This window comes from Streptomyces sp. NPDC059850, from assembly GCF_042731515.1.
Classification (GTDB): domain Bacteria; phylum Actinomycetota; class Actinomycetes; order Streptomycetales; family Streptomycetaceae; genus Streptomyces.
This window is the reverse complement of the sequence record NZ_JBHWJI010000050.1, coordinates 59,992-74,818: the sequence shown is the minus strand read 5'-3', so window position 1 is coordinate 74,818 and position 14,827 is coordinate 59,992. Positions and strand designations below refer to the sequence as shown.

Annotated in this window: 16 protein-coding genes; 5 read left to right on the top strand and 11 right to left on the bottom strand. The window is 71.6% G+C overall.

The features are described from left to right. Positions 1–105 precede the first annotated feature (105 nt). Entirely contained in the window at positions 106–1,272 is a 1,167-nt protein-coding gene (locus tag ACFV9T_RS32155; RefSeq protein WP_385445999.1) for a hypothetical protein, read from the bottom strand. Between the two features lie 5 nt (positions 1,273–1,277). Continuing rightward, positions 1,278–2,252 (bottom strand): 5-dehydro-4-deoxyglucarate dehydratase, encoded by a 975-nt coding sequence (locus tag ACFV9T_RS32150; RefSeq protein ID WP_385445992.1) that lies wholly within the window; start codon positions 2,250–2,252, stop codon positions 1,278–1,280. Positions 2,253–2,487: 235 nt separating this feature from the next. On the opposite strand from ACFV9T_RS32150, the gene ACFV9T_RS32145 reads away from it, so the two are divergent. Then, positions 2,488–3,321, top strand: a complete 834-nt coding sequence (locus ACFV9T_RS32145) for an NAD-dependent epimerase/dehydratase family protein (protein ID WP_385445991.1) — start codon at positions 2,488–2,490, stop codon at positions 3,319–3,321. Positions 3,322–3,338: 17 nt separating this feature from the next. Here the strand turns inward: ACFV9T_RS32145 and ACFV9T_RS32140 are convergent, their stop codons facing one another. Next, positions 3,339–4,484: an RNA polymerase sigma factor gene (locus ACFV9T_RS32140; protein ID WP_385445998.1), complete on the bottom strand. Its 1,146-nt coding sequence runs from the start codon at positions 4,482–4,484 to the stop codon at positions 3,339–3,341. Positions 4,485–4,492: 8 nt separating this feature from the next. After that, complete coding sequence (locus ACFV9T_RS32135) at positions 4,493–4,900, bottom strand: YciI family protein (protein ID WP_385445989.1); 408 nt, start codon at positions 4,898–4,900, stop codon at positions 4,493–4,495. A gap of 159 nt (positions 4,901–5,059) precedes the next feature. On the opposite strand from ACFV9T_RS32135, the gene ACFV9T_RS32130 reads away from it, so the two are divergent. Together ACFV9T_RS32130 and ACFV9T_RS32125 are read left to right on the top strand one after the other, a co-directional pair. Continuing rightward, positions 5,060–5,725 (top strand): HEAT repeat domain-containing protein, encoded by a 666-nt coding sequence (locus tag ACFV9T_RS32130; protein ID WP_385445987.1) that lies wholly within the window; start codon positions 5,060–5,062, stop codon positions 5,723–5,725. Between the two features lie 6 nt (positions 5,726–5,731). Then, the gene (locus ACFV9T_RS32125; RefSeq protein ID WP_385445986.1) at positions 5,732–6,718 is read left to right on the top strand and encodes a MerR family transcriptional regulator; all 987 of its coding nucleotides are present in this window, start codon (positions 5,732–5,734) and stop codon (positions 6,716–6,718) included. On the opposite strand, the gene ACFV9T_RS32120 is transcribed toward ACFV9T_RS32125, so the two are convergent. Continuing rightward, positions 6,708–7,415: a B3/4 domain-containing protein gene (locus ACFV9T_RS32120; protein ID WP_385445985.1), complete on the bottom strand. Its 708-nt coding sequence runs from the start codon at positions 7,413–7,415 to the stop codon at positions 6,708–6,710. The two genes, ACFV9T_RS32125 and ACFV9T_RS32120, sit on opposite strands and share 11 nt — an antisense overlap. Positions 7,416–7,444: 29 nt before the next feature. After that, positions 7,445–8,281: an EamA family transporter gene (locus ACFV9T_RS32115; protein ID WP_385445984.1), complete on the bottom strand. Its 837-nt coding sequence runs from the start codon at positions 8,279–8,281 to the stop codon at positions 7,445–7,447. Positions 8,282–8,393: 112 nt separating this feature from the next. On the opposite strand from ACFV9T_RS32115, the gene ACFV9T_RS32110 reads away from it, so the two are divergent. Together ACFV9T_RS32110 and ACFV9T_RS32105 are read left to right on the top strand one after the other, a co-directional pair. Beyond that, positions 8,394–8,963: a helix-turn-helix domain-containing protein gene (locus ACFV9T_RS32110; protein WP_385445997.1), complete on the top strand. Its 570-nt coding sequence runs from the start codon at positions 8,394–8,396 to the stop codon at positions 8,961–8,963. Positions 8,964–9,062: 99 nt separating this feature from the next. Then, the gene (locus ACFV9T_RS32105; RefSeq protein ID WP_385445983.1) at positions 9,063–9,533 is read left to right on the top strand and encodes a TIGR03618 family F420-dependent PPOX class oxidoreductase; all 471 of its coding nucleotides are present in this window, start codon (positions 9,063–9,065) and stop codon (positions 9,531–9,533) included. Between the two features lie 4 nt (positions 9,534–9,537). Here the strand turns inward: ACFV9T_RS32105 and ACFV9T_RS32100 are convergent, their stop codons facing one another. From ACFV9T_RS32100 to ACFV9T_RS32080, 5 genes are read right to left on the bottom strand one after another with little or no spacing between them, the layout of a single operon-like run. Further along, the gene (locus ACFV9T_RS32100; protein WP_385445982.1) at positions 9,538–10,845 is read right to left on the bottom strand and encodes a cytochrome P450; all 1,308 of its coding nucleotides are present in this window, start codon (positions 10,843–10,845) and stop codon (positions 9,538–9,540) included. Between the two features lie 52 nt (positions 10,846–10,897). Further along, positions 10,898–11,680: a sugar phosphate isomerase/epimerase family protein gene (locus ACFV9T_RS32095; RefSeq protein ID WP_385445981.1), complete on the bottom strand. Its 783-nt coding sequence runs from the start codon at positions 11,678–11,680 to the stop codon at positions 10,898–10,900. 3 nt (positions 11,681–11,683) lie between these two features. Continuing rightward, positions 11,684–12,532, bottom strand: a complete 849-nt coding sequence (locus ACFV9T_RS32090) for a carbohydrate ABC transporter permease (RefSeq protein WP_385445979.1) — start codon at positions 12,530–12,532, stop codon at positions 11,684–11,686. Continuing rightward, complete coding sequence (locus ACFV9T_RS32085; RefSeq protein WP_385445978.1) at positions 12,522–13,466, bottom strand: carbohydrate ABC transporter permease; 945 nt, start codon at positions 13,464–13,466, stop codon at positions 12,522–12,524. The genes ACFV9T_RS32090 and ACFV9T_RS32085 overlap by 11 nt, the downstream gene beginning before the upstream one ends. A 22-nt stretch (positions 13,467–13,488) precedes the next feature. After that, positions 13,489–14,796 carry an ABC transporter substrate-binding protein gene (locus ACFV9T_RS32080; protein ID WP_385445977.1) on the bottom strand — a complete coding sequence of 436 codons (1,308 nt, stop codon included), beginning with the start codon at positions 14,794–14,796 and terminating at the stop codon, positions 13,489–13,491. Positions 14,797–14,827: the final 31 nt, after the last annotated feature.

Sequence of the window (14,827 nt, the reverse complement as noted above, 5' to 3'; positions counted from 1 at the left end):
CTCCCAGCCCCTCCGGCGTTTGAGGTGCGGGGTGCAGGGGCGGAGCCCCGCCGGGGGGCCGGGGGCTTGCCCCCGGTTTCGGGAAGGGGCGGGGTGGGGGAAAGGTCACCCCAGGTGGGACAGGGCCTTTCGGACCTCCGCCAGGTCCTGGTCCGACGCCAACCCCGCGTGGTACAGGCGGATTTCGTCCGCCCCCAGCTCCGCCGCGTGCACCGCGTCATCCACCAGCGAGGACGGCCGACCCCCCATCCCCGCCACCACCGTGAAGTTCGCGGCAAGCACCGTCCCCTCCCGCCGGTGCGGAACGAACGGCGGCAAAACGGCGGCACGGGCCGCCGCGTCACCCGTGCACGGCAGCACCACCCCATCCGCATGCGCGAGCACATCCGCCGGGTCGACGCCCACATTGGCGCCAACCCCCCGCCGCCAAGGCACCGCATGCAGCAGCACCTGAAAACCAGACCCCGAGGCCGCCGCAGACCGCACCGCAGACACCGCGTCCCGCTGCAGCCCGCTCGCCACCCCGTCACGCCACGCCGCGAAGATCCCCGCCACATCCGCGCCCAGCGCACCAGGAGCCGCACCGGACCACACCGGGTCCAACGCCCGCCGCACGGCCGCCCGCAGCTCCTCCACCTCCGCCCCCAGCCCCTCGTACCCCGCACAACAGCACTCGCAGAAGCACAGCGACATCAGATACTGCGCCTCCTCCCCCAGCCCCACCCCACCGATCTTGTCGTGGGCGTGCAGATGGGCGAGCCCGTACCAACCGCACGACTCCAGCTCGACCCCAGCCGCCCCCGGCCGCACAGACGCCTCGACCGCCAGGTCGACCAGATACTCGCGCACCTCGGGCTGCCCGATGCACGGCGCCCACGGATACCGGTCCCCGTACACATTCCGCACCGACGTGCCCGGATGCTCGTCCCCCAGCCGGGAGTTATGGGCCAGCACGACCCACGCGTGCACCTCAAGACCGGCCCCCGCCAGCGCCTCCGCCGCCTCCCCGAAGGGATCGGACCCGGCCACCCACGTCTGCTCGAACGGCCGCAACGCCCGCCCAGCCCACCGACCCGCCACATCCGGCGGATACAGCACGGCAGAATGCCGCGCCGTCACGATCCGGTGCCTCGGATGGCGCGGCGTAAGAGCCCGCGTCGAGTGATACGCGGAGGCCAGGGTGACCTGCCGTACGCCCAAGTCGGCGATACGCGCCGCCGCGTCCGGGTCCCCGACCACATCCCACGGGTACACAAAGGCAGAGGCCTTCATCGAGGTCATCGCGCGCCGCCCTCCCCCACCAGCTCCATGCCCCGCTCGATCAGCTCGGCCAGCTCCTTCACATGCGCCGCGCTCGGCTCACTCAGCGGCGACCGCACCTCGCCCACGTCCAGCCCGCGCATCCGCACACCCGCCTTGACCAGCGATACGGCGTATCCGCGCCCCTGGTTGCGCAGTTCGACGAGCGGCCGGTAGAAGCCGTCCAGCAGCCGGTTGACGACATCGTCGTCGCCCGCCAGCAACGCCCGGTGGAACGCCAGCGCGACTTCCGGCACGAAGCAGAAGACGGCGGACGAGTACAGCGTGACCCCGATCCCCCGGTACGCCAGCCCGGTCAGCTCGGCAGTCGGCAGCCCGTTGAAGTAACGGAACCCCTCCACCCCCGCCTCCCGCACCGCGCTCACGATGCGCTGCATCAGGTCCAGGTCGCCGAGCCCGTCCTTCAGCCCGATGATCCCCGGCACCCGCGCGAGCCGCGCCACGGTTTCCGGTGCGAAAACGGCGTTGTCGCGCTGGTACACGACAACATCCAGCTCCGTCGCCCCCGCCAGCGCGGTGTAGTGCCGGACCAGCCCCTCCTGATCGGCCACCACCAGATACGGCGGCATGGCGAGCAGCCCGTCCGCCCCCGCCCGCTCCGCGAGCTTGGCGTAGTGCACGGCGAGCGCCGTCCCGTATCCGGCGCCCGCGACGACCGGCACCCGTACCCCACCGGCCGCCTCGACCGCCGCGGCCTCTTCCACCGCCACGGTGACGCAGTCGTGGAACTCCTCGGGGGTCAGCGCGTGGAACTCCCCCGTACCGCAGCAGGCGAAGACGGCCCCGGCGCCCGCCTCGATGCCACGGCGCACATGGGTGCGGTAGACCTCCAGATCAAGGGCGCCATCGGGCCCAAAGGCGGTCACGGGGAAGAACAGCAGTCCGTCAAGACGCTCGGCGAGCGATGCCGAGGCTGAGGGGGCTGTGGTCACGGGCTCTCCCTGTCGCGTGCCCGCACATACGGCGCGCGTGCACGTCTCTGATCGGCATCTATATTCATGAACGCGGACACCGTATGGCAGCCTTCGCGCACAGGTCAAGGGGCGGCGCGCGCATCGATCACCCTTGACGCCCCCACCCACAATCCCTACGTTGTCCATGCATCTGAACGAGATGCACATATACGCCCAGCGCCCAGCCCTGCACCCGCCCGGAGGAGATCCGCCCATGTCCGCGCCCGCTCCCCGCACCATCCTCCTCACCGGCGCCGCAGGCGGCATGGGCACCCTGATGCGCGAGCTGCTGCCCGCGTACGGCTACGAGCTGCGCCTGTTCGACGTCATCCCCATCCCCGACGCCCCGGACGCGATCATCGCCGATCTCGCCGACGAGGACGCGCTGCGCCGGGCCGTGGAGGGTGTCGACGCGATCATCCACCTCGCGGGCATCTCGCTGGAAGCCTCGTTCGAGAAGATCCTCGCGGCCAACATCCAGGGCACGTACAACCTCTACGCGGCGGCCCGCGAGGCGGGCGTCCGCCGGATCGTCTTCGCGTCCAGCAACCACGCGGTGGGCTTCACGCCCCGCCCGTCCGGCAACGACCCGTCCGGCGATGGCGCCCCGCTGATCCCGATCGACACCCCGCGCCGCCCGGACACCTACTACGGCATCTCCAAGTCGTTCGGCGAGGACCTGGGCTCGTACTACTGGGACAAGTACGGCATCGAGTCCGTCGCCATCCGCATCGGCTCCTGCTTCCCCGAGCCGACGAACGTCCGGATGCTGTCCATCTGGATGAGCCCGGCCGACGGCGCCCGCCTCCTGCACGCCGCGCTCACCGCCGAGGACGTCGGCTACACCGTCGTGTACGGCAGCTCGGACAACACCCGCCTGTGGTGGGACCTGTCCTCCGCCCGGGCGCTGGGCTACGAACCGCAGGACGACTCGGAGCCGTACGCCGCCAAGCTCATCGCCGCGGAGGGCGAACTGGACCCGGACAACCCCGACCACGCCCACCTGGGCGGCGCGTTCTGCACCAACCCGCCCATCTGGCCGCGCTGACGCCGTACGCGCGACCGTCAGCGGGACTCGCGCGCGTTGAGCCGGGCGGCCTGGCGCGTCAGATGGTCGCGTTCGGCGAGGTTGGACGCCTTCTCCGCCGCCTCGGCGTACAGCCGCGCCGCCGTCGCCAGGTCGCCGTCGCGCTCGTGGAGGTACGCCGCCACCGCGGCGTGGCGGGGCAGGGAGTCGTCCAGCGCCGCGAGCGCCGCCAGGCCCGCACGCGGTCCGTCTGCCTCGCCCACGGCCACCGCGCGGTTGAGCCGGACGACCGGGCTGTCAGTCAGGGCCGCGAGTTCGTCGTACCACTCGACGATCTGTACCCAGTCCGTCTCCCCGGCGGTGGGCGCGTCGGCGTGGAGTGCCGCGATGGCGGCCTGGGCCTGGAACTCGCCCAGCCGGTCGCGGGCGAGGGCCGTCTGCAGGATCTCGACGCCCTCGGCGATCGACGCGGTGTCCCACCGGCCCCGGTCCTGCTCGGCGAGCGGCACCAGGCTGCCGTCCGGCGCGGTCCGGGCGGCGCGCCGGGCGTGGTGGAGCAGCATGAGGGCGAGCAGCCCCGCCACCTCGGGGTGGTCGATCGCCGCCGCGAGCTGCCGGGTGAGCCGGATGGCCTCGGCGGCGAGGTCGACGTCGCCGGAGTAGCCCTCGTTGAAGACCAGGTAGAGGACGCGCAGCACGGTGGCGACGTCGCCGGGCTGGTCGAAGCGCACGCCCGACACCGTGCGCTTGGCCCGGCTGATGCGCTGCGCCATGGTCGCCTCGGGCACCAGGTAGGCCTGGGCGATCTGCCGGGTGGTGAGCCCGCCCACGGCGCGCAGGGTGAGCGCGACCGCCGACGACGCCGTGAGCGACGGGTGGGCGCACAGGAAGTAGAGCTGGAGCGTGTCGTCCACGGAGGGCGCGGGCCCCGGCCCCGGTTCCTCCTCGACGCGGTCCTCACGCCGCCGCCGCGCGGCGTCCGCCCGGGTCGCGTCGAGGAACCGGCGCCAAGCTACGGTGACCAGCCACCCCTTGGGGTCCCGGGGCTGCTCATCCGGCCACGTACGGACCGCCTCCACCAGCGCGTCCTGCACGGCGTCCTCGGCCGCCGCGAAGTCGGCTCCGCGGCGGACGAGGATGGCGAGCACACTCGGGGTGAGGCTCCGGAGCAGGGCCTCGTTCATCGATGAGGTCACTCCGTGATGGTGGGCGGCGCGGTCAGGAACGGGCGCAGCTCCAGCCACTCGTGGATCGGCTTCCCGTCCTTGCCGGGTGCGGCCGACAGCTCCCCGGCCAGCTCGACGGCGCGCTCGTAGCTGTCGACGTCGATCACCATCCAGCCCGCGATGAGGTCCTTGGTCTCGGCGAACGGCCCGTCGGTGACCGGCGGCCGCCCCTCACCGTCGTACCGGACCCACGTCCCCTCGGGGGCGAGCGCCTGACCGTCGACGAACTCGCCGGTCTTCTCCAGCCGCGCCGCGAAGTCGTTCATGTACGCCACGTGCGCCGTGATCTCTTCCGGCTTCCACTGGTCCATGGGCACGTCGTTGACCGCGGCCGGGGCGCCTCGGTAGTGCTTGAGCAGCAAGTACTTGGCCATGATGGTTCTCCTCAGGTACCGGTGCGACTCATTGTCGTCGCGTTCATAGCAGGGACGGAGCGGGTCCCGGGTTCTCGACATCGCCGCCGAAAGTTTTTTCCTCGCCCGCTGACATAACTCGCTTGACCTTGACACGGTGACAAGGCCTTCACTGTGGCCATGCAGAAAGAGGACACGAACACCATGCGAGCCGTCCGGGGGCTGGAGCACAGCGACTCGTCGGTCCGGCTGCGGGTGGCGCTGGCGATAGGCACGTCCCCTGACCCCAGGTTCGTCGACAAGCTCATCGAACGCTGCGCGGTCGAGCCCGAGTTCCTGGTACGCGACATGCTGACGTGGGCACTCACCCGCCACTCAGCCGCGATGACGGTTCCGCGTCTCATCGATGAGCTTCGCCCGGAGCGTGCGCCGCAGGCGCGAAGCCAGGCGTTGCACACGCTGTCCAAGATCGGGGATCGGCAGGCGTGGCCGTCGATCACCCGGGCGCTGCTGACCGACGCCGACGACGAGGTGGCGCGGACCGCCTGGCGAACGGCGGTCGTGCTCGTACCCGAGGGGGAGGAACCCGAGTTGGCCGGAGTGTTGGCGACACAGCTCGGGCGCGGCGAGCGGGAGCTGCAATTGAGCCTCAGCCGGGCACTGATCGGGCTCGGCGAGGCGATCATGCCGACCCTGCGCGCCGCGACCACGGGCGCCTCCTCAGACGTACGCGCGCACGCGATCGCCACGGAACGGCTGTCGCGCGACCCGAATGCCGGATTCGACGTCGCGATCGAGGAGGCGAAGCGCATCGTGGCCCTGGGCACGAGCAGCAAGGAGGGGTGAGGGGCAGTGTTGATCGGTGAGGTGGCGCGGCGGTCCGGGGTCAGCGCCCGCATGCTCAGGCATTACGACGCGCTCGGCCTGGTGCGGCCGACGGGCCGTACGGAGGCCGGGTACCGCGAGTACTCCGATGCCGACATCCGGCGGATCTTCCACATCGAGAGCCTGCGGTCCCTGGGGCTGTCGCTGCGTGACGTCAGCCGCGCGCTGGATGGTCCCGGCTTCGCGCCCTCGGAGCTGGTCGATGACCTCATCCGCCAGACGCGGGAGCGCATCGCGGCGGAGACGGAGCTGCTGACGCGCCTGCGCCGGATCGGCGCCGCGGAACCCACCGGCTGGGAGGACGTCCTGCAGAGCGTCGCGCTCCTCCAGGCCCTGCGCTCGCAGAGCCCCGGGACGCGCCAGCGCGCGGCGCTGTCCCCGGTCGAAGAGGTGCCTGTGGAAGCACTGGTCGAGGCGGCGCTGAGCGAGGCGAACCCGAACGTCGCCGGAGCGCTTCGATGGGCCCTGGCGCGACAGGGCGATGCCGGACTGGCACTGCTGGCGGAGGGCCTTGGCTCACCTGTGGCCGAGGTACGGAAGCGTGCCGTCCAGGCCATCGCCGAGATTCCGGACGGCGAGTCGACGCGGCTGCTGCAGGACGCCCTCACCCACCCCGACATCGTCGTCCGCGGCTACGCGGCGCTGGCCCTCGGGCCACGTGGCGCGGCCGACGCGGTCCCGACGCTCATCGACGTGATTGTCAACGGGACGAACGACGTGGACGCCGCCGACGCGTTGGGCGCGCTCGCGAGTGACCCCGTGGTGGCGGACCGGATCGCCACCGGGCTCGTCGACCGCCTCGCCCACGCCACCCTCGCCTCGTCCGCCCGCCGACGGCTGACCCAGGCGCTCGCGGACATCCCGGGGGTCACGGCGTCACGCGCCCTCGCGGAGCTGTCCCATGACGAGGACCGTGCCGTCGCGCTGACGGCGGCCTACCTGCTCAGGCGGTGACCCGGGGCTGCGCCGGGCCGAGGTACCGCACGGCGGTCTGGTCGGTGTGGGGGGTGAGCAGCCCGCGCAGCTCCTCGGCGGCGGCCTTGAGGAGGTGGCCGTCGCGGTCGGCGTGGAGGGTTTCGAGGGCGAAGACGATGCGCGCGGAGTCCTCGGTGACGCGGGTGCGGTGGGCGTCGCGGTGGTTCCAGTGGCGGGTCAGGACGCCGGTGGTGTCCGCGTAGATGATCTCGCCGGTCTTGGGGTGCTCGACGGTGTCGGGCTCGCCGAGCGGGGTGAAGGCCTCGCCGCCGTCCGCGTACCGGATGTCGATATCCCCGGTGACCTGGTCCAGGTCGAAGGCCCCGGCGGGCAGTCCGTGCCGGACGGAGACGGCGTTGTAGGAGTCGACGGCCGGGTTGATACGCGGCAGAGCCCCCTTCTTCGCCATGCGGCGGCCGAGCGCGTCGACGCTGGGGCGGATGCGGCGGGGGTTGGTGCCGAAGGAGCGGTAGGCGGTGTGCCACGCCTCGATGCGCGGGTCGCTCTCGTCGGCGGGCTGCCAGGCACCGTCGGCGAGCCGCCGCTCCAGGTCGTCCAGCGCGGCGGCGGTGCCGGGCCAGGGCTCGCGGCCGCGCGTCCCGGTGGCGGTGACCAGGGCGATGAGGGTGTCGGGGAAGGCGTCCGCGACGGCGGGGGTGAGGTGGACGACGGGCATGTGGGTCCTCTTCTTACGTGGGTGGCGGCTCAGGTCAGGGCGAGGAGGCTGACGGCTACGGCGGCGGTGCCCAGGCCGACGAGCTGCCCCCGGTGGATGCGTTCGGCGAGGACGCCCCGGGCGAGCAGGACCGTACCGGCCGGATACAGGGCGGTGATCACGGCGACGACGGCGAGGTCCCCGCTGCGGGCGGCGAGCAGGAAGAGGAGGTTGGCCAGGGAGTCGAGCACGCCCGCCGCCGCCGACATCCCGTACGCGGGCCGCTCGCGGCCCAGCCTGCGGTGCAGCAGCCCGGCGGCGGCCAGGGTGACGGTCGAGGCGACCGCGCGGCCCACGATCAGCGGGGCCACGCCGCTGTCCGACGGCGCCTGGTGGAGGCAGACCAGCTGGAGCGCGATGGCGGCGCCCGCGCCGAAGGCCAGCAGCAGGGCGTTACGGGAGGGGCGCGCCGCGCCCGCGCCGTGTCCGGCGCTGACCAGGACCACCGCCACCAGGGCGAGCGGCAGCCCCACCAGTCCGGCGGTGGCCAGCCGCTCGCCCTGCAGCAGGCCCACGGTGACCGGCAGCGCGGCGGACACCAGCGCGGTCACGGGCGACAGCACGTTCATCGGGCCTATCGCCAGGGTGCGGTAGAGCAGGGCGAACGCGGCGGCCGAGGCGACGCCCGACGCCGCGCCCCAGCCGAGGGTGGCACTGCTGAACGAGGCGCCGAGCACCGGCCACAGCAGCAGCTCGACGGCGAGGCTCGCCGGGGCCGCGACCATCACGGTGCGCAGTACGTGGGCTTTACGGGCGCCGAGGCCGCCGAGGAAGTCGGCGCATCCGTAGGCGAGTGAGCTGCCCAGGGCCAGCAGCAGAGCGAACACAGCACATCCCTTACGATTCAGTGGAACGACCAGACCGTACAGCAGATCGACCGGTTGATGTCAACAAAACGACCGCGCAGCACATTCAAATGACCCGAGGATGGGTGAGCAGATGGTGGAGACGGCCGCAGCCCTGCGGACGGTCGCGCACAACGTCAGGGCGGCCCGCACCCGCGCGGGCCTGTCCCTGGAGGAGCTGAGCCGCCGCGCCCAGGTCAGCAAGGGCGCCTTGGTGGGTCTTGAGAAGGCCCAGGGCAACCCGAACCTGGCCACCCTGGTCCGGCTGGCCGACACCCTCGGCATCTCGGTGTCCGACCTGATGCAGGGGCCGCCCGAGGGCCGCGTACGCGTCGTGGCGGCGGACGCCGTGGCCCCGCTGTGGACCACCGAGGAGGGCAGCGAGGCCCGGCTCATGCTGACGACCTCGGGCCCGTCCCCCGTCGAGGTCTGGCGCTGGCGGCTGGCCCCGGGCGAGGACTACCCCAGCCATCCCCACCAGGCCGGGGTGGTGGAGACGGTCAGCGTCACCTCCGGCCGGATGACCCTGGTCGTGGACGGCACCGAGCACCCCGTCGAGGCCGGGGAGACCGCCACGTTCGACGGCGACGCCCCGCACACGTATCGCGGCGCGGGAACCGAGGTCTGCACCCTGATCATGACGGTCCACCTGCCGCCCGGCTGAACGCCCCGCCTGAGCGCCCCGGCTGAGCGACCCGGCTGAGCGACCCGGGCCGGAATGCCGGGCCGGAATGCCGGGCGGGGCGCGGCAGTTGAGCACGGCATGACACAGACCCCGGGCCCGCGCCCGTTGACCGACGAAGCCGCCTCCGCGCTGCTCGCCGCCCAGCAGTTCGGCACGCTCGCCACCGTCAAGCGCAGCGGTCACCCCCACCTGACCACCATGGTCTACGGCTGGGACCCCGAGGCCCGCATCGTCCGGTTCTCCACCACGGCGGACCGCGTCAAGGTCACGCACCTGCGCCGCGACCCGCGAACGGCGGTACATGTACAGGGCGGTGACCCGTGGTCGTTCGCCGTCGCCGAGGGCGAGGCCGAGATCTCCGAGGTGACGACGGCCCCGGGCGACGCGGTCGGGCGGGAGCTGCTGGCGATGCTGCCGGAGGCGGCGAAGCCGCAGGACCAAGACGCCGAGGACGCGTTCCTGGAGCAGGCGGTCGCCGAGCGCCGGGTCGTCATCCGGCTGAAGGTGGACCGGCTGTACGGGACGGCGCTGGACTTCGAAAGCGACTAGGGCACTAGGACACAGCCGCAATCGTGGCGGGCATCGGGCCCTCCGGGCGGACCGTGATCCCGAAGACGGTCGACGTCGGGGTGGCGTGGAACGACGGCACGAAGGCGGGCAGCAGAAGCCCCAGCAGCGCCGTCATCTCCCGCATCGCGAACTGCGCCCCCAGGCACGCCCTGGCCCCGAGCCCGAAGGGGAAGTACGCGCCGTGCCGGGCGGAGCCCCGGCCGTCGTCCGCGAACCGCGCGGGGTCGAACCGCTCAGGCTCGGGCCACAGCTCAGGGTCGCGGTGGGTGAGGTACGGGCAGACGAAGAGGTCGGTGCCCGCCTCGACGCGGTATCCGGCGACGGTGTCGTCCTCGGTGGCATGGCGCGGCATCAGCCACGCCACCGGATAGAGCCGCAGGGTCTCGGAGGCGAGCGCCCGCAGCGCGTTCTCGCGCTCGGGTGAGCCTTCGGGACCCGCGTCCAGGGCCCAGCGGCGGGCCTCCGGGTGGCGGTCGAGCAGCAGATACAGCCAGGCCAGCGTGGTGGCCGTGGTCTCGTGCCCGGCGGTCAGCAGCGTGACCAGCTCGTCGCGGATGAGTTGGTCCGTGTACTCGGGACGGCTCTCCCCCGCCTCCACCAGGACGCGCAGCAGCCCGGGGCCGTCCGGTCCCGCCTCGCCCCGGCGGGCCGCCGCGATCGCCGCGTGGGCGACGGCGTCGATCCGCGCGAGGTCCGCCGCCACGGTGGCGCGCAGCTCGGCCAGGTCGGACGACGCGGAAGGGGTCGTCGGGAGGGCCGCCCCGACCGCCTCGACGGAGGCGAGTTCGCGGTTGGTCTCCGCGTCGAGCGGGTGCCCGGTGAGCGAGCGCCAGATGGTGTCGAGGGCGAAGAAGCGCATGTCCTCGCGGACGTCGGTCGGGGTGCTGGTACGGGCGGCAGTGGCCCAGCGGTCGGCGGCGCGCCGCGCGGCGGCGTCGATGCGCTGCTCGTAGCGGCGGATGCCCGCCCCGGTGAACTGCGCCTGCAGCAGACGGCGTTGACGCTTCCACGGCTCCCCGGAAGCCGAGAGCACCCCGTCCCCGACCAGCACCCGCGCCCGGTGGGAACGCTTCACGTAGCGGTCGGGGTGCAGGGCGAGGACGTGCCGCACCGCGTCCGGGTCGGTGACCAGCACCGTGGGGCGCGGCCCGAGCGGTACGGCGCTGACCCCGCCGAGCCCGCGCGCCTCGGCCAGCAGGTCGACCACCGCCCCCGAGGCGGCCTTCCACCGCTTCACGGCGGCCGGATCGAGTAACGGAACGGGGACGCCCTGCGGGGCTGTGGTGGCCAATGCGCTCTCCTGCTCACTCGTCGGACGCACGGAACAACGACGGTACGCCGCATCAAGCAGCACGCGCCGCCGCGAGGTCCGCCACCAACCGTTCCTCCACCGGAACGCTGGGGTCCGAATACTGCCCGGACAGACAGACGGGCCCCGCGTACCCCAGCTCCGCCAACTGCCCCAGAACCTCCGACCAGTTGGCAAGCCCGTCCCCTCCCGGCACGAACCACGGCTTCCAGTTGCCGCCGACCGATCCGGCCAAAGGATCACTCGCAACGTAAATGGCGTTCTTCAGGTTGACGATCCCCAGCCGCCCCGCACACAGCGGCAGCGTCACCCTCGGGTCGTCCCCCGCCAGCGCGTCGTGGGCCGCGTCCCACACCACCTGGAAGTGCTCCACCGGCAGCCCGTCGAGCAGGTCCATCACCCCGAGCGCGGACGAGACGAACCGCCCGTGGTGCGGCTGCACCCCGACCCGTACGCCGTATCGCTCCGCGAGCGGCGCGGCGGCCTCCAGGCGCTGCCGTACGCGCCGTACGGAGGCGGCGTAGCCGTCCGGGCCGAGTTCGGCCATGACGCGGATCATCGGCACGCCCGCAGCGGCGCACCCCGCGAAGACGGGCTCGCCGAGGTCGCTCGCGACGCTGATCACCTCCACCCCCTCGGCCCGCAGTCGCGCGGCGAACAGCGGCAGCAGCCGTTCCGCCTCGGCCGGAGTGACATGGGCGCCGTCCCGTACGGGGACCTCGGCGCCGGAGAAGCCCAGCCCCGCGACGAGCTTGCCCAGCTCCTCGCCCGGCAGCCGGGACCAGGGCTTGGTGAAGACGGACCACAGGAATGTCATGGGTCAGCGGCCTCCCAGTCCGCTCATGGTGATCCCGCGCACGAACCACCGCTGGGTGAGGAAGAAGATCACGATCAGCGGGACGGTGGTGATGGTGGCCGCCATCAGCAACAGGTTCCACTGCGTACCGTTGGCGGACTGGAACACCTGGAGACCGACCGACGCCGTCCGCGTGGAGTCGCTGTTGGAAATGACCAGCGGCCAGAGCAGGTTGTTCCACTGGGTGATGAACTTGAACACGGCCAGCGTGGCGATCGCCGGAATGGCCAGCGGGATGATCACGCGGGTGAACGCCTGCCAGCGGTTCGCCCCGTCAAGACGCGCCGCCTCCTCGTAGTCCCGGGGGATGCTGAGGAAGAACTGCCGGAGCAGGAAGACCCCGAGCGCGGTGAAGGCGTGCGGCAGGATCATGCCCGCCCAGGTGTCGACGCCGTGCGCCTTGGCCACCAGGATGAACTGCGGGATCAGCGTGACCTGCGTCGGGATCATCAGCGTGGCCAGGTAGATCCCGAAGAGCACGCTGCGGCCGGGGAATTGGAGCCGGGCGAACGCGTACGCGGCGAGCGCCGCCGTGACCGTCTCCAGGAGCGTCGTCCCGCCCGCGAAGATGACGGTGTTGATCAGATAGCCACCGAGCGGCACCAGCTCAAAAGCGCGGCTGATGTTGTCGAAGTGCCAGGTGCTGGGCCAGAACGACGGCTGCGCGGCCATCGACTCGCTGTCCGACTGGAACGCGACGAGCACCATCATCACCACAGGGGTGAGCGTGACCGCCGTGACCAGGAAGCAGGTGAAGACCAGCAGCTTCCGCGACCCCAGCGACCCTCGCACGCGGTGGGCGTCAGTTGTCATAGTGGACCAGCCTCCGCTGAAGCAGGAACTGCGACCCCGTGATCACCGCGATGAACGCGAACAGCACGATCGACTGGGCGGCCGCGTAGCCCTGCTCGTAATTCAGGAATCCCGTTTGGTAGATGTACATGACAAGAGTGGTGGTGTGGACGCCCGGCCCGCCGTTCGTCATGACCAGCGCCTGGTCGAAGACCTGGAACGAGCTGATGACCGAGGTGACGACGACGAAGAACATCGCCGGGGAGAGCAGCGGCAGCGTCACGTCGCGGAAGCTGCGCCACGGCGAGGCCCCGTCGACCCGTGCGGCCTCGTAGAGCTGCTGCGGGATGGCCTGGAGTCCGGCGAGGAAGATCACCATGCCGAAGCCGAAGCTCTTCCAGACGCTCATCGCGACGAGCGCGGGCATCGCCCAGGTGTCGGAGACCAGCCACGCCGGTCCGTCGATGCCGAAGACGCCGAGCAGGGAGTTGATCAGGCCGCCGTGGGGGATGTAGAGCCAGATCCAGACGAAGGCCACGGCGACGGAGATGGTGGCGTAGGGCAGCAGCAACAGGGAGCGGAAGACCGCGACGCGCCTCAGCCCCTGGTTGAGCAGGAGCGCCAGCGCCAGGCTGACCAGCAGCGTCAGCGGCACGGTGACGAAGGTGAAGTAGACGGTGTTGACGAGCGCCGCCCAGAACGTCGGATCGGGGCCGAGCCGCGCGAAGTTGTGGAGGCCGACGAAGCTGGGCGGGCTGAACAGGTTCCAGTCGAGCAGTGAGATCACGCCCGCCGCGAGGACGGGCCCGGCGGTGAAGATCAGGAACGGGATCAGGCTGGGCAGCAGGAACAGCCAGGCGGCCAGCGTCTCCGAGCCGCGCCATCTTCGGCGGCGCGGCACGGCGGATGGTATCGGCGGGGCGCCGGGTGCGGCGGTGTGGACCTCGACGGCCATGTGATCCTCCCTCTGATGATGTTCAGGCGTCCTCGGTGGCCTGCCGTACGGCGTCCTTGTGCTGCCGCATCAGTACGTCCAGCTGCGGGGTGAGCCCGCGCAGCACGCCCGGGACCGTCACCTCGCCGAGGAACGCCCGGGGCAGGTCCTGGGCCAGCAGCTGCTTGATCCGGTTCCAGTTGGTGGTGACGTCGTACGGGTGACCGCCGCCGACCTTGCCCGCCAGGATCTGCTGGACGATGCCGAGGTTGGCGGGCGGCGGCTCGAAGGCGCTGCCCGCCGAGAACCGCGCCGGGTTGTTGCGGCCCGCGCGGGCGTAGATGTCCAGGGCTCCGGTGCTGGTCAGCGTCTTCAGCAGCCGCCACGCCAAGTCCAGGTCGTCGCCCTCGACCCCGGCCGGGATGGCGAAGCTGGAGCCGGAGACGCGCGGGGTGCTGCCCGCTGGCCCGGCCGGGAAGGGCACGATGTCCCACTCGAACTTCGCGTCCCGGACGTTGAGCACCTGCCAGGGCCCGTTCTGCATGAAGGCCACGTTCCCCTGGAGGAAGTTGGCGAGGGCGTCCTCGGTGACGAGGTTGCTGATCGGCGGGGTGACGCGGTCCTTGACGAACAGATCGACGAGGAAATTGATGCCGTCCAGCGATTCGGGGCTGTCCAGGGCGGAGGCGTCCTGCTTCTTGTTCATGACGTTGCCGCCCGCGCTGTAGATCCACGAGATGAGGTCGTCCATCAGCGGCGCGCAGGTGAATCCGTACTGCCCCTTCGGCCCGCTCAGCTCGATCGCCAGCTCCCGGAAGGCCGCCCATGTCATCGGCTCGGTGCGGGACGGCGGATCGATACCGGCCTTGTCCAGCAGCGTCTTGTTGAAATAGAGCACGGCCGGGGCCACGTCGAAGCCGATGGCGTACGTCTTGCCCGCGAAGGACGAGATCGACTGGCTGGCCGGGTAGAAGTCGTCCTGGTCGAAGTCCGGGTCCTGTGCGATCAGATCGTCCAGCGCCCGGTGCGAACCCCGGGCCGCGTACGTCGGGATCATCCAGCCGTTCAGCGCGGTGACCAGGCTGGCCGTGCCGCTGACGAGCTGGAGGTCCAGCTTGGGGGCGTACCCGGCCGACGGGGTGAGGGACGAGAGCGACCGGACGCGCATCGTCTTCTCGACGTAGCGGCTGAAGTCGTTCCAGACCTTCAGCTCTTCGGGACTGCTGGACCACATGGACCAAGTGGCCGTGCCCGGCGGCGGGCCGGATGAACAACCACTCAGGGTGGCCGCGAGCCCGCCACCGGCGGCCAGCTTGAGGAGAGTGCGGCGGGAGTAGAGGGAAGAAGACATCGTCGTCTCCTCGCTGGGTGAACGGTGCTCA